Source organism: Streptomyces sp. RerS4, from assembly GCF_023515955.1.
Taxonomy (GTDB): Bacteria; Actinomycetota; Actinomycetes; order Streptomycetales; family Streptomycetaceae; genus Streptomyces.
The window spans coordinates 3,833,610-3,850,445 of sequence record NZ_CP097322.1 but is presented as its reverse complement, the minus strand read 5'-3'; the positions used below and the strand labels follow the sequence as shown (position 1 = coordinate 3,850,445).

Below are 16,836 nucleotides of genomic sequence, written 5' to 3'. Positions count from 1 at the left end.
CCTCGACGGCCAAACCGATGGAATTGCCCTCCGAGGTGTTCATCAGCGGCGGAAGCCGATGGACCGCCCCATAACGGACAGTCACCCCACTGTGACGATCAGTCACAGAGCGATCAGGAGTCGTCAGACCCCCCATAGAGTGCAATACCGAGCATTCCGCCCATAGTTGGGCGAAAGGAACCCTCCCCGGACTCCTTGTCCTATTTTGGCACGAGGGTAGGGGAAGGGCGCAAGGGTGTAGATAGTGCGGTCCGTCACGCTTGGGCCAATGGCCCGTATCGGGACGTAGGTCCTGGAACTAAGACCCTAATGTCACGATCAAGCCCTTGATCTGCGCCTTACGCCTGATGGGAAGATACAGCCGATACGGGCGATACGCCCCGCACCCGGACCGGCACCGCCCCCGACCCCGCGCGCAAGAACATCCGTACGGGTGCTACCCGGGCCGCTAGTTCGCGAACAGTCTCTCCCGAACCGCCCTCCAACGGAGCGCCAGATCGGCATGGATTTCCGCGGCCGCCTCCTCGTCACCCGAACGGAGCGCCTCGATCGCCTCCGCGAGGTCGCGCGCCGACCGGTCCGCCGCCAACGCGTCAGCCGGCAGCGCGTACGACAGCCCCCCGTAGTCCAGTTCGACCATCGACCGCGGATGGAACTCCTCCAACCAGCTGCCGACCTCCGCCAGCCCCTCCGCCATCGCCCCGTACCCCTCCGTCTCCCGCAGCGTCCGCAGCGCCCGCGCCAGCCGGCGCCGGGCCTGCACCATCGGCGTCCGGTAGCGCAGCCGCTCCCCCGGCAGGTACTCCCGCTCCCCGTCCGCCACCAGCACGAACCAGCGCAACGGCACCTGCCACACCGCCGTACGGATCCACGGCCGGGCGTCCGGATTGCGCTCGCGCCACGCCACGTACTCCTCCTCCGCCCGGCGCCGGACCGACGGCGGCAGCGCCGCGTCCAACACCGGACGCGGGAACTCCGCCACCAGCTCCCGCAGCGCCAGCCACCCGCGCAGCCGGGTCCGCCACGGGCACACCAGCAGCGCCCCGCCCACCCGCGCGGTGAAGGCGTCCGCGCTCTCCCGCTCCGGCACCCCGACCACGGGGACCCGTACCAAGTCGGAGAGGGAGCGGCGCAGTTCGTCCTGGGCCGTCGGGCTCACCCCGCGCCGGGCGTAGTCCGCCCAGTGGGTGCGCTCGGGCTCGGCGAAGGCCGCGAGGGGCTCGTAGACGCGCAGGTAGGAGGCGTACGGGACGTTCGGCGCGGGGCGCGCCGAGGCCGGCCGCCGCTCGGGGGATGCAGTCACCCCCACCTCCTCCCCTTTCCGGGGGCTCGGTTCACCTCCGGGGGCGGCCGGCGACGGGTGGGGCACAGGAGTGTTCCGATCCCCGGACAGGGGGTCTCCCCGCGCCCCGCAGGTCTTACCCTGCTTCCAGCACGCCCTCCCCCACCCGCAGGGCGGGCGTCTTCCGCGCCGCATCTCTTCCATGGGAGTCACCACCGTGACCGAAATGACCGACGGCGTCCTGCACACCCTGTTCCGCACGGAACAGGGTGGCCACGAGCAAGTCGTGCTGTGCCAGGACCGAGCCTCCGGCCTGAAGGCCGTCATCGCCATCCACTCCACCGCCCTGGGTCCCGCCCTCGGCGGCACGCGATTCCACGCGTACGCCTCCGACGAGGAGGCCGTCCTCGACGCGCTGAACCTCTCGCGCGGCATGTCGTACAAGAACGCCCTCGCCGGTCTCGACCTCGGCGGCGGCAAGGCCGTGATCATCGGCGACCCCGCCGTGCTGAAGTCCGAGGAACTGCTGCTGGCCTACGGTCGGTTCGTGGAGTCCCTGGGTGGCCGCTACGTCACCGCCTGCGACGTCGGCACCTACGTCGCGGACATGGACGTCGTCGCCCGCGAGACCCGCTGGGCCACCGGCCGCTCGCCCGAGAACGGCGGCGCCGGCGACTCCTCGGTCCTGACCGCCTTCGGCGTGTTCCAGGGCATGCGCGCCAGCGCCCAGCACCTGTGGGGCGACCCGACGCTGCGCGGCCGCAAGGTCGGCGTCGCCGGCGTCGGCAAGGTCGGCAAGCACCTGGTGCGCCACCTCCTGGAGGACGGCGCCGAGGTCGTGATCACGGACGTCCGCGAGGAGTCCGTCCGCCAGATCCTCGACAGCCACCCGGGCGCCGCGATCAGCGCCGTCGCCGACACCGAGGCCCTGATCCGCGTGGCGGGCCTGGACATCTACGCACCCTGCGCGCTCGGCGGGGCGCTGAACGACGACTCCGTCCCGGTCTTGACCGCGAAGGTCGTCTGCGGCGCGGCGAACAACCAGCTCGCCCACCCGGGTGTGGAGAAGGACCTCGCCGACCGCGGGATCCTCTACGCGCCCGACTACGTGGTGAACGCGGGCGGGGTCATCCAGGTCGCCGACGAGCTGCACGGCTTCGACTTCGACCGGTGCAAGGCGAAGGCGTCGAAGATCTTCGACACCACGCTGGCCATATTCGCACGTGCGAAGGCAGACGGTATTCCGCCGGCCGCCGCGGCCGACCGGATCGCCGAGCAGCGGATGGCGGACGCCCTCGCCGCCCGCGCCGCCGCCCGCAGGGCGTAGCCGACGGGGACCCGTCGGGGTGCGGCGAGACGGAACTCACTGCGCTTCGGCGGGTCGCGGGCCAGGAAAGCGTTAAAATCGCAGCTGACCAGCGAGTACGGGGTGTCGCGCTGGTTCTGTGACGAGGCGCGTCATGCGGGCGGCGTACCGTATGGCCGCGGAAGCAGGTACCGTTGAACCCCTACGGACGGTCTCTCCACGGAGAGCCCGCTCCGAACCATGAACGCGTGTCAGACTCTGGGGCCGTCGAGCCCCGTCACCGAGGGGGTCGAGCCATGGGGCGCGGCCGGGCCAAGGCCAAGCAGACAAAGGTCGCCCGCCAGCTGAAGTACAACAGCGGCGGGACCGACCTGACGCGTCTGGCCAATGAGCTGGGCGCATCGCCGACAGAGCCGCTGCCTATCAGCGCGCCGGTCGAAGTCGATGACGATCTGGACGACGACGACCCGTACGCCAAGTACGCGGATCTCTACAACGATGACGACGATGACGAGGACGAAGAGTCCGGTCCGTCGGCGCACCGTCGCGGGGCTTGACGCGCAGTTGTCCGCGCGCCGTCCGCACAGCTGTCACTCTTCGCGGCTGACACACAGCGCACATCACACCGCGCACAGCTACAGAACGCCGAAACCCGGTCCGGGGCCATTGCCCCCGGACCGGGTTTCAGTGCTGCTCAGACGGCGTACGAGCCGGTCAGGGTCGCGCCCTCGGCGTGGTCGCCCCGGTCGAGGATCTCGCCGGCGACCCAGGCGTCGACGCCCCGGTCGGCGAGGGCGGTCAGGGCCACGTCCACCGATTCCTGCGGGACGACGGCCATCATGCCGACGCCCATGTTCAGGGTCTTCTCCAGTTCGAGGCGCTCGACCGAGCCGGCCTTGCCGACCAGGTCGAAGATCGCTCCGGGCGTCCACGTGGAACGGTCGACCGTGGCGTGCAGGTGGTCCGGGATGACCCGGGCCAGGTTCGCGGCGAGGCCACCGCCGGTGATGTGCGAGTACGCGTGGACCTCGGCCGTGCGGGTGAGCGCCAGGCAGTCCAGCGAGTAGATCTTGGTGGGCTCCAGCAGCTCCTCGCCGAGGGTCCGGCCGAGCTCCTCGACGTGCCGGTCGAGGGACATCCCGGCGCGGTCGAAGAGGACGTGCCGGACGAGCGAGTACCCGTTCGAGTGAAGGCCCGAGGAGGCCATCGCGATGACGGCGTCCCCCGTACGGATGCGGTCGGCGCCCAGCAGGTTGTCGTACTCGACGACCCCGGTGCCCGCGCCCGCCACGTCGAAGTCGTCCGGGCCCAGCAGGCCCGGGTGCTCGGCGGTCTCGCCGCCGACCAGGGCGCAGCCGGCGAGGACGCAGCCCTCGGCGATGCCCTTGACGATGGCGGCGACCCGCTCCGGGTGGACCTTGCCCACGCAGATGTAGTCCGTCATGAAGAGCGGCTCGGCGCCGCAGACGACGATGTCGTCCATGACCATCGCGACGAGGTCGTGGCCGATCGTGTCGTACACGCCCATCTGGCGGGCGATGTCCACCTTGGTGCCGACCCCGTCGGTGGCCGAGGCCAGCAGGGGGCGCTCGTAGCGCTTGAGGGCGGAGGCGTCGAAGAGGCCGGCGAAACCGCCGAGGCCGCCGAGGACCTCGGGGCGCTGCGTCTTCTTCACCCACTCCTTCATCAGCTCGACGGCGCGGTCGCCCGCTTCGATGTCCACGCCTGCGGCTGCGTAGCTGGCACCGGTGGTCTTCTCTGTCATGACAGGGAGAGCTTTCGTGTCGTTACTGCGGGTGGTGCCGGGCCCTGGGAGAAGCACTCGCAAAGACAGGGCCCGGCGCAGGTGGAGCCGGGGACCGAAGCCGGGGGCCCGGAGCCGTGGGTCGGCGCCGGGGGCCGGGGGCGCGGGTCGCGGCGCTACGGGCGCCGGAGCGCGTCGGCGGCGTCGGTACCGCCCGCGAGCTCGGTCTCCAGGAGCTGCTTGCCGAGGAGCTGCGGGTCGGGCAGCTCCATCGGGTACTCGCCGTCGAAGCAGGCACGGCAGAGGTTGGGCTTCTGGATGGTGGTCGCCTCGATCATCGCGTCGAGCGAGATGTACGAGAGCGAGTCCGCGCCCAGCGAGGTGGCGATCTCGTCGACCGTCATGCCGTTGGCGATCAGCTCGGCCCGGGTGGCGAAGTCGATGCCGAAGAAGCACGGCCACTTCACCGGCGGGGAGGAGATCCGGATGTGGACCTCGGCCGCGCCGGCCTCGCGGAGCATCTTGACGAGCGCGCGCTGCGTGTTGCCGCGCACGATCGAGTCGTCGACGACGACCAGGCGCTTGCCCCGGATGACTTCCTTGAGCGGGTTGAGCTTGAGCCGGATGCCGAGCTGGCGGATCGTCTGCGAGGGCTGGATGAAGGTCCGGCCGACGTAGGCGTTCTTGACCAGGCCGGAGCCGTACGGAATCCCGCTGGCCTCGGCGTATCCGACGGCGGCGGGCGTGCCGGACTCCGGCGTCGCTATCACCAGGTCGGCTTCGACCGGGGCCTCCTTGGCGAGGCGCCGACCCATCTCGACACGCGAGAGGTAGACGTTCCGGCCGGCGATGTCCGTGTCCGGGCGGGCCAGGTACACGTACTCGAAGACGCAGCCCTTGGGCTTCGCTTCCGCGAAGCGCGAGGTGCGCAGGCCGTTCTCGTCGATCGCGATGAGCTCGCCCGGCTCGACCTCGCGGACGAAGCTGGCGCCGCAGATGTCGAGGGCGGCGGTCTCGCTCGCGACCACCCAGCCGCGCTCCAGGCGGCCGAGGACCAGCGGGCGGATGCCCTGCGGGTCACGGGCGGTGTAGAGGGTCCCCTCGTCCATGAAGACGAGGGAGAAGGCTCCCTTGACCTGCGGGAGGACCTTGGCGGCCGACTCCTCGATGGTCAGGGGCTTGCCGTCGTCGTCCGTCTGGCCGGCCAGGAGGGCGGTGACCAGGTCGGTGTCGTTGGTGGCCGCCACCTGGGTGGCGCGGCCGTCCTGACGGGGGAGGTCGGCGACCATCTCGGCGAGCTCGGCGGTGTTCACCAGGTTGCCGTTGTGACCCAGGGCGATCGAGCCGTGGGCGGTCGCCCGGAAGGTGGGCTGAGCGTTCTCCCAGACGGAGGCACCGGTGGTCGAGTAGCGGGCGTGTCCGACCGCGATATGACCCTGGAGCGAGCCGAGAGAGGTTTCGTCGAAGACCTGGGACACGAGGCCCATGTCCTTGAAGACGAGGATCTGGGAACCGTTGCTCACAGCGATGCCCGCGGACTCTTGTCCGCGGTGCTGTAGCGCATACAGTCCGAAGTAGGTGAGCTTGGCGACCTCTTCACCCGGAGCCCAGACACCGAAGACGCCGCAAGCGTCCTGGGGGCCCTTTTCGCCGGGGAGCAGGTCGTGGTTGAGTCGTCCATCACCACGAGGCACGCTCCCGAGTGTAGGCGAGATCGACCACTGGTCCGAATTGGGGACGGCCGGGAAAAGTCACAGTGCGGACAGTCCGGTTACCCGTGCGGAGGGTTACCCCCAGGTCTCCGGCGGGTCCATGTATGTTCCTACGAGCCCCAGCCGGCCGGTGGCCGCGTGAGGCCCGGCGCGCGGACCGGGGCGGGCCGCGACGGCCGGTCGTCACGGCAGGTCTGTCCGGCGGGGAACTCGTGCGTTCCCTTGGGGATTTCCGCGCCCGCCGCCGACGGGTGGGTCGACCGTGTGGTGCCTCGCGTCCCCGCTGCGCCCCTCCTGTGGCTTCGCACAAGGGCGCTTCGCGCTCAGGGGAGCCCTCACTCCGCCGCGGAGGCGGCTTCGGCCGTGATTTTCCTGCCGTCGGAGCCCGTGAGGGTGAGGGTTTCGCCCTCCACCTTCCACGTCAGCGGACCGCCGCCGAGCAGGGCGCTCAGGGCCCGCTCCAGGTCCCCGACGGGGCCCTCGCAGGCCATGCGGGTGCTGCTGATCGGGCCGAGGGTGAGGAGGGGGCCCGTGACCCCGCCCGGGGCGGTGAACCGGTTGCAGCCCAGGTTGCCGCTCGCCCCGCCGTCGGGGGCGAGGGTGAAGCGGGCCCGACCGGCGGGGGCGGGGGCGCCGTCCACGCCGGTCACCGTCCAGGTGGTGGCGGCCAGCGGGGCGTCCACGACGGGCGTCGGGGAGCCGGGGCCGTCCGGGGTGAGGGCGGTGTCCGGGGAGGCGCCGCCCGCGCAGCCCGTGAGGGCGAGGGCGGCCGCCAGGGCCAGACCGGACGCGAGGTTCCGGAGGGTACGCATGCCCCTGGGACGGAGCGGCGGGCCGGACGGTTCCCCGCCGGTCGGGGGACGGTCAGCCCATGAGCGGGAGCAGGGCCGACAGGTCGGCGCGCTCCCCGCTCGCGGTGACCTTGGCCGCGTCCAGGGCCTCGGCCCAGCGGGTGCGGCCCGTGGCCAGGCGGATCCAGGTGAGCGGGTCGGTCTCCACCACGTTGGGCGGGGTGCCGCGGGTGTGGCGGGGGCCCTCGACGCACTGGACGACCGCGAAGGGCGGGATCCGGACCTCCACCGAGCCGCCGGGCGCCTTGAGGGCGAGGGCGTCGGCGAGGAGCCGGGTGCAGGCGGCGAGGGCCTGCCGGTCGAAGGGGACGTCCAGGCCGGTGGCCCGGTTGAGGTCGTCGGTGTGCACGATCAGCTCGACGGTGCGGGTGACGAGGAAGTCCGCGAGGGTCATGTCCCCGATCCACAGGTCCAGTACGCGGCTGCCCTGGTTCACCGCCAACTGCGCGGCCAACCCGTCGGCGGCCCGGTCGTACAGCTCCACCAGGGGGGCGTCGTCGAGGACCTCGCGGGCCGCCTCGCTGATCTTCCCGGCGAGGGAGGCCGTGGCGAACGGCCACTCGACTGCCGTCAGCTCGGGGATGGCGGCCGGGGGCTTGGCGAGGCCGCGCGCCAGCGAATCGACGATCCACGCGATGTGCGCGGCGAGTTCGGCGACGCTCCAGTCGCCGAGCCCGCTGGGGCGCGCGAGCTGCTCGGGCGTCAGCTCCCGTACCGCGTCGGTGAGGTGCCCGAACTGCGTGGTGACGGCCGCGCGGATCTTCGCGGGGTCGTAGGTACGCGGCTTCTTCTTGGCAGGCGGCATGGCCCGACCCTACTGGGGCCGACCCGCCGGGGCGCGGACGGCCGAACCCCCGGCCGGGAAGGTTCCGGGCCGGGGGTTCGGGCGCGTACGGAGCGACGTACGGGGACGGCGTACGCGGACGGCGTCCCGGGACGGCGCGAGGCCGCGATCAGGCCAGCAGGGCCGGGATCGTCGCCTCGTGGGCCTCGCGGAGCTCGGTCAGCGGGATGCTGAACTCACCCTGGATCTCGATCTCCTCGCCGTCCACGACACCGATGCGGGCAGCGGGCAGGCCGCGGGCGCCGCACATGTCGGTGAAGCGGAGCTCCTCGCTGCGCGGGACGGCCACGATGGCGCGGCCCGCGGACTCGGAGAAGAGGAAGGTGAAGGCGTCCAGACCCTCCGGGACCACGATCCGCGCGCCGTTGCCGCCGCGCAGGCAGGACTCGGTGAGCGCCTGGATGACGCCGCCGTCGGACAGGTCGTGCGCGGCGTCGATCATGCCGTCGCGCGAGGCGGAGATCAGGATCTCGCCGAGCAGTTTCTCGCGGCCCAGGTCCACCTTCGGCGGCATGCCGCCCAGGTGGTCGTGGACGACCTGCGACCACGCCGAGCCGCCGAACTCCTCGGCGGTGTCCCCGAGCAGGTAGAGCAGCTGGCCGGCCTCCGAGAACGCCATCGGCGTGCGGCGGTTGACGTCGTCGATCACGCCGAGCACGGCCACGACCGGGGTCGGGTGGATCGCGATGTCGCCGGTCTGGTTGTAGAGCGAGACGTTGCCGCCGGTCACCGGGGTGCCCAGCTCCAGGCAGCCGTCCGCGAGACCGCGGCAGGCCTCGGCGAACTGCCACATGACGTCCGGGTCCTCGGGGGAGCCGAAGTTCAGGCAGTCGGAGATCGCGAGGGGCTTGGCGCCGGTCGCGGCGACGTTGCGGTACGACTCCGCCAGCGCGAGCTGCGCGCCCGTGTACGGGTCGAGCTTCGCGTAGCGGCCGTTGCCGTCGGTGGCCATGGCCACGCCGAGGTTGGACTCCTCGTCGATGCGGACCATGCCCGCGTCCTCGGGCTGCGCCAGCACCGTGTTGCCCTGCACGAAGCGGTCGTACTGGTCGGTGACCCACGACTTCGAGGCCTGGTTCGGCGACGAGACCAGGGCCAGGACCTGCGCGCGCAGCTCCTCGGAGGTCTGCGGGCGGGGCAGCCGGCCGGCGTCGTCGGCCTGGAGGGCGTCCTGCCAGGAGGGGCGGGCGTACGGGCGGTGGTAGACCGGGCCCTCGTGGGCGACGGTGCCCGGGGGCACGTCCACGATCTGCTCGCCGTGCCAGAAGATCTCCAGGCGCTCGCCGTCGGTGACCTCACCGATGACGGTGGCGATGACGTCCCACTTCTCGCAGATCTCCATGAACCGCTCGACGTGCTGCGGCTCGACGATCGCGCACATGCGCTCCTGCGACTCGCTCATGAGGATTTCCTCGGGCGAGAGCGTCGCGTCGCGCAGCGGGACCGTGTCGAGCTCGACGCGCATGCCGCCGGAACCGGCGGAGGCCAGTTCGGAGGTGGCGCAGGAGAGCCCGGCGCCGCCGAGGTCCTGGATGCCCGCGACCAGCTTCTCCTTGAAGATCTCCAGGGTGCACTCGATGAGGAGCTTCTCCTGGAAGGGGTCGCCGACCTGGACGGCGGGGCGCTTGGTGGGCTTGGTGTCGTCGAAAGTCTCGGACGCGAGGACCGAGACGCCGCCGATGCCGTCGCCGCCGGTGCGGGCGCCGTAGAGGATGACCTTGTTGCCGGGGCCGGAGGCCTTGGCGAGGTGGATGTCCTCGTGCTTCATCACGCCGATGCAGCCGGCGTTGACCAGCGGGTTGCCCTGGTAGCAGGAGTCGAAGACGACCTCGCCGCCGATGTTGGGCAGGCCCAGGCAGTTGCCGTAGCCGCCGATGCCCGCGACGACGCCCGGCAGGACGCGCTTGGTGTCGGGGTGGTCGGCGGCGCCGAAGCGCAGCGGGTCGACCACGGCGACCGGGCGGGCGCCCATGGCGAGGATGTCGCGGACGATGCCGCCGACGCCGGTGGCCGCGCCCTGGTAGGGCTCGATGTAGCTCGGGTGGTTGTGCGACTCGACCTTGAAGGTGACCGCGTAGCCCTGGCCGACGTCGACGACGCCGGCGTTCTCGCCGATGCCGACGAGCATGGCGTCGTTCTGCGGGGCCTTCTCGCCGAACTGCTTCAGGTGGACCTTGCTGCTCTTGTACGAGCAGTGCTCGGACCACATGACCGAGTACATGGCGAGCTCGGCGCCGGTGGGGCGGCGGCCGAGGATCTCCCGGATGCGGGCGTACTCGTCCTCCTTGAGGCCGAGCTCCTTCCACGGCTGGGAGGCGTCCGGGGTCTCGGTGGCGTTCTTGACGGTGTCGAGGCTCATGCGGAAACCAGCTTCTTCAGGACCGAGGTGAAGAACGGGAGGCCGTCGGTGCGGCCCGTCCCGATGAGCGGCTCGACCGCGTGCTCGGGGTGGGGCATGAGGCCGACGACGTTGCCCGCGGCGTTGGTGATGCCGGCGATGTCGCGGAGCGAACCGTTGGGGTTGACGTCCAGGTACCGGAAGGCCACGCGGCCTTCGGCCTCCAGTTCGTCGAGCACGCGCTCGTCGGCGACGTACCGGCCGTCCATGTTCTTGAGCGGTACGGAGATCTCCTGGCCGGCGGTGTAGTCGCCGGTCCACGCGCTCTCCGCGTTCTCCACCCGCAGCTTCTGGTCGCGGCAGATGAAGTGGAGGTGGTTGTTGCGGAGCATCGCCCCCGGCAGCAGGTGGGCCTCGGTGAGGACCTGGAAGCCGTTGCAGATGCCGAGGACGGGCATCCCGGCCTTGGCCTGCTCGATGATGGTCTCCATCACCGGCGAGAAGCGGGAGATGGCTCCGGCGCGCAGGTAGTCCCCGTAGGAGAAGCCGCCCGCGAGGACGACCGCGTCGACCTGGTGCAGGTCCTTGTCGCGGTGCCACAGCGAGACGGGCTCGGCTCCGGCGAGGCGCACGGCGCGCAGTGAGTCACGGTCGTCGAGCGTTCCGGGGAACGTGACGACTCCGATGCGTGTGGTCACCGTCAGGCCTCGACCTTCACGGTGAAGTCTTCGATGACGGTGTTGGCGAGGAACGTTTCGGCCATCTTGTGGATGCGGTCGAGGGCGGCCTGGTCGACCGGGCCCTCCACTTCCAGCTCGAAACGCTTCCCCTGGCGGACGTCGGCGATCCCCTCGAAGCCCAGGCGCGGCAGTGCACGCTGCACCGCCTGGCCCTGGGGGTCGAGGATCTCCGGCTTGAGCATGACGTCGACTACGACGCGTGCCACTGGCACTCCCGATGAGGTGGTTGGTGCGAAGGCGGTTCCCTCAGCGTACCCGGCCAAAATTTCTACGCGGGTAGATATCGGACGGCCCCCGAGAGCGGCGCGGTTTCGGCTTCCCCAACGCTTCGCAAAATCCACCGGAAAACCGGGCGGCCGGCATTGCGGCGGGACACGCGGGGGGAATTAACTGGGCTTCACAATTCCACGGGAATCGCGGTACAAAGGAATCAGCCGGGATTCCGACGGTTTGACGCATTCCCCCGAAACAACCACAGAGGCGACATCACCGCACGTCAACGGGCGGCGACGGCGCACCGAAGGGACCGATATCCGTGGCGCAGCGCGTAGTAGTCACGATCTCCGACGACCTCGACGGCGGAGAAGCGGCGGAAACGGTCACGTTCGCCCTCGACGGTAAGACGTACGAGATCGACCTCAATGTGGCCAACGCAAAGAAACTGCGGAAGAGCCTCGCGCCCTTCGTGGCCGCGGGCCGCCGGCAGTCCCGTTCCGGCAAGGCCTTCAAGCACACCGCGGTGGCCCCGGACCCGGCGGTCGTCCGGGCCTGGGCGCGGGCGCACCAGCACGACGTGCCCCCGCGCGGCCGCATCCCGAAGCGGGTCTACGAGGCGTACAACGAGGCCCACTGAGGGCGTCGCCGCCGGCCCCACCGGGGGCGGGCGGGGGCGGATTTGGCATCCACCCCCTCCGATCGGCTAGTGTGTGGATCACGCCGAGGGGCCAGGCCGAAAAGCCGAAGCCCCCGAGTCGTGCGGGTGTAGTTCAGTAGCAGAACACCCCCCTTCCAGGGGGGAGGCGCAGTGTGCAATCCCTGTCACCCGCTCTGCACGCTTTACCGATCACGGTTGTGGATCAGGTAGAGTGATGCTCGCATCGCGACGGCATTCGTGTCGTGGCAGCATGCGGACGTAGCTCAGTTGGTAGAGCACCACCTTGCCAAGGTGGATGTCGCGCGTTCGAGTCGCGTCGTCCGCTCAGCGTACGAAGGCCCCGATCGGATTCCGATCGGGGCCTTCGTCATTTCCCTTTGGGCGACAATCATGGTCGGGGTGTTCGCTACCGGGGGGACGTGTGCCGTGTCGAAGCTGACCGGGTGGTGGAAGAACCGCGGGAGCGCGGGAAAGGTCGAGCTGTACACGCGCTGGTCCTTCCACTCCTTCGTGCCCATCGAGATGGTGTCCGTCGGGCTGATGGGCCTCTCGCCGCAGGACAACGACACCCCGAGGCCGCTGGGTGCGGCGGTCTTCCTGGTGGTCTGCGCGCACGCCGTCCTGGCCGGATTCCTCACCTCCCGGGCCCTGGACAGCGTGGCCGACCGTCGGGAGCGGCCGGTGCGGCTCGCGGCGGCGACCGCGGTCCTGACGGCCGCCGCCATGCTGCTCTTCCTGCTCCTGCGCCGCTTCGGCTCGCTCGACGACTCCGTGGCGCCGGCGCTGGTGGTCGGCGTGGGCTGCTTCGGCTGCGGATCCATCGCCATGAGTCTGCGCCGCGTCCGGCACATGTGGTACGTGCCCCTGGTCGCAGCGGGCGGGACGGCGGCGGTGGTGGCCGCGCTCGGCCTGTCGCTGAGCGAGGTGCTCGGGTACTTCGTCGGGGTGCTGCTGACCAGCGCGTTCCTCGCGTTCACCTACGGGTTCTCCGGCTGGCTGGTGAGCACCGTCCACGAACTGGAGCACGCCCGGGAGCTCCAGGCCCGGCTGGCCGTCGCCGAGGAGCGGCTGCGCTTCGGGCGGGACCTGCACGACGTGATGGGCCGCAACCTCGCGGTGATCGCCCTCAAGAGCGAGCTGGCGGTGCGGCTGGCCCGGCGGGAACGCCCCGAGGCGGTGGACCAGATGATCGAGGTGCAGCGGATCGCGCGGCAGTCCCAGCGGGAGGTGCGCGACGTGGTGCGCGGCTACCGGGAGGCCGACCTCGCGGTGGAGCTGGAGGGGGCGCGCGGGGTGCTGAGCGCGGCCGGGATGGACTGCCGGGTGGAGTTCCGTACGGCGGCGGTGCGGACGTTGCCGTCCGAGGTGCAGTCGGCGCTCGGCTGGGTGGTGCGGGAGGCCACCACGAACGTGTTGCGGCACGGGGACGCGCGCAGCTGCCTGATCCGGCTGACGGTGGGGCGGCCCTCGGAGGCGGTGACCCTGCTGGTGGAGAACGACGGGGTGCCCGAGGCCCCGGCCGGACCTCCGGGGTCCGGGCTCGCGGGGCTGCGGGAACGGCTCGCGGCGGTGGACGGGACCCTGACGGCGGGACCGGCCGGGGGCGGCCTGTTCCGGCTGCGGGCCGAGGTGACGGGAGCGCGCGTGGGCGCGACGGAGGTGGGCGCGTGAAGCCCGTACGGGTTCTGCTGGCGGACGACGAGCACCTGATCCGGGGTGCGGTGGCCGCGCTGTTGGCGCTGGAGGACGACCTGGTCGTCGTCGCGGAGGCGGCTTCGGGGCCGGAGGCGTTGGCCATGGCGCGGGCGCACCGGCCGGACGTGGCGGTGCTGGACCTCCAGATGCCGGGGGCGGACGGTGTGAGTGTCGCCACATCGCTGCGGTCCGAACTCCCCGAGTGCAAGGCCATGATCGTGACCAGTCACGGCCGGCCCGGACACCTGAAGCGGGCCCTGGCGGCCGGCGTCCGGGCCTTCGCGCCGAAGACGGTCTCGGCGCAGCAGCTCGCCGAGCTGATCCGGACCGTGCACGCCGGAGGCCGTTACGTGGACCCGGAGTTGGCGGCCGACGCGATCAGCGCGGGGGACTCGCCGCTGACCGCGCGGGAGGCCGAGGTGCTGGAACTCGCGGCCGACGGAGCGCCCATCGCGGAGGTCGCGGAGCGGGCCTCGCTGTCGCAGGGGACGGTGCGCAACTACCTGTCGTCGGCGGCGACGAAGCTGGGCGCCGAGAACCGGCACACGGCCGTGCGTCTCGCACGCGCGCGAGGTTGGGTATAGTAGGTCTCGCGTTACGGCGCACCTGCGGACATAGCTCAGTTGGTAGAGCACCACCTTGCCAAGGTGGATGTCGCGCGTTCGAGTCGCGTTGTCCGCTCAGCGAGAGAAGCCCCCCGGTCCTGGACCGGGGGGCTTCTTCGTGTGCGCGGCGCGGGGTCGGGGAGCCGTCACCGCCGCCGGCCGGGGGGTGCCCCGGCCGGCGGCGCAGTGGCGTCAGTGCCAGGTCTGGCCGGTGAGGCGCTCGTAGGCCTCCACGTACTTGGCGCGGGTCTGCGCGACGACGTCCTCGGGCAGCGGGGGCGGCGGGAGTTCGCCCTTCGGGTTCCAGCCGGAGGCCGGGGAGGCGAGCCAGTCGCGGACGTACTGCTTGTCGAACGAGGGCTGGGCGTGACCCGGCTCCCACAGGTCGGCCGGCCAGAAGCGGGACGAGTCCGGGGTGAGGACCTCGTCGGCGGCGACCAGGGTGCCGTCCTTGTCGAAGCCGAACTCGAACTTGGTGTCCGCCAGGATGATCCCGCGCTCGCGGGCGATGTCACGGGCGCGGCTGTAGACGGCGAGGGTCGTCTGGCGCAGCATCGCGGCCGTCTCGGCGCCGGTGGAGCGCGCGACCTCCTCGTAGGAGACGTTCTCGTCGTGGTCGCCGACATCGGCCTTCGCGGCCGGGGTGAAGATCGGCGCGGGCAGTTCGGAGCCGTCGACCAGGCCCTCGGGCAGGGCGAGGCCGCAGACCGTACGGGTCTTCTCGTACTCGGCGAGGCCGGAGCCGGTCAGGTAGCCGCGGGCCACGCACTCGACGGGGACCATGTCGAGGCTGCGGCACACCAGCGTGCGGCCGGCCCAGTCGGCGGGGGCGCCGGCGGGCAGCTCGGTCGACAGGACGTGGTTCGGGACCAGGTCGGCGAGCTGGTCGAACCACCACAGGGAGAGCTGGGTCAGGATGCGACCCTTGTCCGGGATCTCGGTGGGCAGGACCCAGTCGGCCGCGGAGATGCGGTCGCTGGCGACCATGACGAGCCGGCCGTCCTCGTCGCGGTAGAGGTCGCGGACCTTGCCGGTGTGGAGGTGGACGAGGCCGGGCACCTGGACCGGCTCGGGCTTTTCGACGAATCCGGGCACGGGGTCTCCCTGTGGTTCTGTACGAGCGCACGGCCATTCTCCCCCACCGGGCGGCGGGAACGGGCCTTGGGGTGCGCCGCCCGTGGTCGGCGTCCTGGCGGGTGTCCTAGTCGCGCTTGCAGATCCGGTCGAGGAGGTTCGCCGTCGCCCGCTGGATCCGTTCGTCCACGTGGCCGGGGCGGTCGAGGGCCGGGGACCAGGCGAAGGTGCCGGAGGCGAAGACGAGCGCGCCGCTGGGGGACCGGTAGAGGGAGGTCTCCTGATGGCGCTTGGCGCCCTCGCCGTCGCGGTACGGGGAGTGCGCGAGCAGGATCCGGTCCTGGTGCGGGGGCAGCTGGGTGCGGGGGAAGTAGCGGTCGGCCTCGCCGGCGACGAGGCCGTCGAGCTCGTCGTTCTCGGCGGCGCCGGTGGAGTCCCACAGCCAGTGCGTGGCGTTGCGCACGACGAGCGGGGCGGGCTCGGGGACGCGGCCGGCGTACTGGATGCCCAGCAGTTGCTGTTCAGGGCGGTCGATCTCGCGCCACAGGCTGGGGCGGCCGGGGCCGCGGCGTTTTCGGCAGGTGAGGAGCCGGTCGGGCACTCCGGAGGGGGAGGGGGCCAGTTCGACCTGCCAGTACATGGTGTTGGCGGAGAGGAAGACGAGCGAGGTGCCGTGGTCGCGGGCGCGTTCGGCGGTGCGGCGCATCGGGAGCGACCAGTACTCGTCGTGGCCGGGGAAGACCAGGCCCCGGTAGCGCGTCGGGTCGACGCGGCCGGCGTGCAGGTCGCGGGTGTCGGCGTAGGCGAGGTCGTAGCCGTAGCGCTCGGCCCAGCGGATGAAGTCGTACGCGTGGCCGACGTGCAGGGGGAGGCCGGCGCCCGCGTAGGGGCGGTCGAAGGAGACGGTGATGGCGGCGTCCCGCTCGTCGAGGAGGCGGCCGTCCTCGTCCCACGCGTGGTAGAGGCTGGCGCCGGTGCGGCCGTCCTCCGGGTAGAGGTTGTAGGCCTGCCAGGTGATGTCGGGGAGCAGGAGGAGCAGGTCGGCGGGGTGGTCGTCGCGGACCGTGAAGGGGATGTGTGAGCGGTGGCCGTCGGCGGTGGTGAGGACGGCGACGTAGGCGCCGACGGTCCAGTACGAGGGGATCTGGAGGCGCCAGGACTGCCACCAGTGGTGGCAGGAGACGGTGCGGTCGGCGGTGAGCGGGGGCGGCTGGACGATGCCGGACAGCCGGGGGCTCGTGGTGATCTTGGAGGCGCCGTCGCCGCCGTAGTGGCCGATGCGGTAGACGTCGACGGAGAACTGCTGGGGTGGGTCGACGGTGATGTGGAAGTCGATGGCCTCGCCGGGGGTGACGGCTCCGGTGGAGGAGAAGCCCTTGATCTGCCGGTGGACGTCGTCGGCGGTGCGCGGGCCGCCGGAGCCGCCCGGGGTGCCGTGGGCTCGGGGGAGGGAGCCGGGGGTGGCGGCCGGGTCGGCGTACCAGGGGACGACTTGGCCGGTGTCGCCGAAGTAGAGCTCGCTGCCTCGGAACCAGGGCAGGGGGCCCTGGCCGAAGGGGTCGTTCACCGCGTGCGCGAGCGCACCTGACTCCCATCGCCGGATCTGGTCCGCACCCATACCGCTCCCCTCCCTCGCTCCCCCGAACGTGTCTTCGTCGTCTTGGCGCGCGGTGGGTTTCGGACACCGCCGCGCGACCGGTCCCAGCACATCACATAACGCACGCACTCCGTCACCGTTCGTCGCGAATTGACGTGAACGGAAGGGTGGCCG

The 16,836-nt window shown here is 71.4% G+C and carries 15 protein-coding genes and 3 tRNA genes; 8 read left to right on the top strand and 10 right to left on the bottom strand.

Translation table 11 applies throughout. The annotated features are described in order from the left end of the window. Positions 1-448: 448 nt before the first annotated feature. The gene (locus tag M4D82_RS17825) at positions 449-1,303 is read right to left on the bottom strand and encodes a DUF8083 family protein (RefSeq protein WP_249766995.1); all 855 of its coding nucleotides are present in this window, start codon (positions 1,301-1,303) and stop codon (positions 449-451) included. 196 nt (positions 1,304-1,499) lie between these two features. Between M4D82_RS17825 and M4D82_RS17820 the strand changes: the two genes are divergently transcribed. Further along, a complete protein-coding gene (locus tag M4D82_RS17820) occupies positions 1,500-2,609 on the top strand; it encodes a Leu/Phe/Val dehydrogenase (RefSeq protein WP_249766994.1) in 1,110 nt (369 codons plus the stop codon). Positions 2,610-2,884: 275 nt separating this feature from the next. After that, positions 2,885-3,145 carry a DUF3073 domain-containing protein gene (locus tag M4D82_RS17815; protein ID WP_249766993.1) on the top strand — a complete coding sequence of 87 codons (261 nt, stop codon included), beginning with the start codon at positions 2,885-2,887 and terminating at the stop codon, positions 3,143-3,145. Positions 3,146-3,282: 137 nt separating this feature from the next. Here the strand turns inward: M4D82_RS17815 and purM are convergent, their stop codons facing one another. The 7 genes from purM to purS all read right to left on the bottom strand — a co-directional run bounded on the left by purM (position 3,283) and on the right by purS (position 11,029). Then, on the bottom strand, positions 3,283-4,353 hold the full coding sequence (gene purM, locus M4D82_RS17810; RefSeq protein ID WP_249766992.1) for a phosphoribosylformylglycinamidine cyclo-ligase: 1,071 nt from the start codon (positions 4,351-4,353) through the stop codon (positions 3,283-3,285). A gap of 155 nt (positions 4,354-4,508) precedes the next feature. After that, on the bottom strand, positions 4,509-6,026 hold the full coding sequence (gene purF, locus M4D82_RS17805) for an amidophosphoribosyltransferase (protein ID WP_249766991.1): 1,518 nt from the start codon (positions 6,024-6,026) through the stop codon (positions 4,509-4,511). Between the two features lie 353 nt (positions 6,027-6,379). Then, complete coding sequence (locus M4D82_RS17800) at positions 6,380-6,856, bottom strand: META domain-containing protein (RefSeq protein ID WP_249766990.1); 477 nt, start codon at positions 6,854-6,856, stop codon at positions 6,380-6,382. A gap of 52 nt (positions 6,857-6,908) precedes the next feature. Then, positions 6,909-7,700, bottom strand: coding sequence for a maleylpyruvate isomerase family mycothiol-dependent enzyme (locus tag M4D82_RS17795; protein WP_249766989.1), 792 nt, complete (start codon positions 7,698-7,700; stop codon positions 6,909-6,911). Positions 7,701-7,848: 148 nt separating this feature from the next. After that, the gene (gene purL / locus M4D82_RS17790; RefSeq protein ID WP_249766988.1) at positions 7,849-10,098 is read right to left on the bottom strand and encodes a phosphoribosylformylglycinamidine synthase subunit PurL; all 2,250 of its coding nucleotides are present in this window, start codon (positions 10,096-10,098) and stop codon (positions 7,849-7,851) included. After that, positions 10,095-10,775, bottom strand: a complete 681-nt coding sequence (gene purQ / locus M4D82_RS17785) for a phosphoribosylformylglycinamidine synthase subunit PurQ (RefSeq protein WP_249766987.1) — start codon at positions 10,773-10,775, stop codon at positions 10,095-10,097. The genes purL and purQ overlap by 4 nt, the downstream gene beginning before the upstream one ends. A gap of 2 nt (positions 10,776-10,777) precedes the next feature. After that, on the bottom strand, positions 10,778-11,029 hold the full coding sequence (gene purS, locus M4D82_RS17780; RefSeq protein WP_008740952.1) for a phosphoribosylformylglycinamidine synthase subunit PurS: 252 nt from the start codon (positions 11,027-11,029) through the stop codon (positions 10,778-10,780). A gap of 323 nt (positions 11,030-11,352) precedes the next feature. On the opposite strand from purS, the gene M4D82_RS17775 reads away from it, so the two are divergent. From M4D82_RS17775 to M4D82_RS17750, 6 genes are all read left to right on the top strand, one after another. After that, positions 11,353-11,670 (top strand): histone-like nucleoid-structuring protein Lsr2, encoded by a 318-nt coding sequence (locus tag M4D82_RS17775; RefSeq protein WP_249766986.1) that lies wholly within the window; start codon positions 11,353-11,355, stop codon positions 11,668-11,670. Between the two features lie 122 nt (positions 11,671-11,792). Next, positions 11,793-11,864: transfer RNA gene (locus M4D82_RS17770), tRNA-Gly, on the top strand. Between the two features lie 79 nt (positions 11,865-11,943). After that, positions 11,944-12,016, top strand: a tRNA-Gly gene (locus tag M4D82_RS17765). Between the two features lie 101 nt (positions 12,017-12,117). Continuing rightward, entirely contained in the window at positions 12,118-13,362 is a 1,245-nt protein-coding gene (locus M4D82_RS17760; RefSeq protein ID WP_249766985.1) for a sensor histidine kinase, read from the top strand. Continuing rightward, positions 13,359-13,970 (top strand): response regulator transcription factor, encoded by a 612-nt coding sequence (locus tag M4D82_RS17755; RefSeq protein WP_249766984.1) that lies wholly within the window; start codon positions 13,359-13,361, stop codon positions 13,968-13,970. The genes M4D82_RS17760 and M4D82_RS17755 overlap by 4 nt, the downstream gene beginning before the upstream one ends. A 24-nt stretch (positions 13,971-13,994) precedes the next feature. Beyond that, positions 13,995-14,067: transfer RNA gene (locus tag M4D82_RS17750), tRNA-Gly, on the top strand. A gap of 116 nt (positions 14,068-14,183) precedes the next feature. On the opposite strand, the gene M4D82_RS17745 is transcribed toward M4D82_RS17750, so the two are convergent. Both M4D82_RS17745 and M4D82_RS17740 read right to left on the bottom strand, forming a co-directional pair. Further along, entirely contained in the window at positions 14,184-15,086 is a 903-nt protein-coding gene (locus M4D82_RS17745) for a phosphoribosylaminoimidazolesuccinocarboxamide synthase (protein WP_249766983.1), read from the bottom strand. A gap of 106 nt (positions 15,087-15,192) precedes the next feature. Beyond that, on the bottom strand, positions 15,193-16,683 hold the full coding sequence (locus M4D82_RS17740; protein WP_249766982.1) for a N,N-dimethylformamidase beta subunit family domain-containing protein: 1,491 nt from the start codon (positions 16,681-16,683) through the stop codon (positions 15,193-15,195). Positions 16,684-16,836: the final 153 nt, after the last annotated feature.

Excerpts from the sequence above, each read along its gene's own strand:
- M4D82_RS17815 (WP_249766993.1), top strand. The coding sequence starts at position 2,885 with ATGGGGCGCGGCCGGGCCAAGGCCAAGCAGACAAAGGTCGCCCGCCAG.
- purM (WP_249766992.1), bottom strand. The coding sequence starts at position 4,353 with ATGACAGAGAAGACCACCGGTGCCAGCTACGCAGCCGCAGGCGTGGAC.
- M4D82_RS17800 (WP_249766990.1), bottom strand. The coding sequence starts at position 6,856 with ATGCGTACCCTCCGGAACCTCGCGTCCGGTCTGGCCCTGGCGGCCGCC.
- M4D82_RS17795 (WP_249766989.1), bottom strand. The coding sequence starts at position 7,700 with ATGCCGCCTGCCAAGAAGAAGCCGCGTACCTACGACCCCGCGAAGATC.
- purL (WP_249766988.1), bottom strand. The coding sequence starts at position 10,098 with ATGAGCCTCGACACCGTCAAGAACGCCACCGAGACCCCGGACGCCTCC.
- M4D82_RS17740 (WP_249766982.1), bottom strand. The coding sequence starts at position 16,683 with ATGGGTGCGGACCAGATCCGGCGATGGGAGTCAGGTGCGCTCGCGCAC.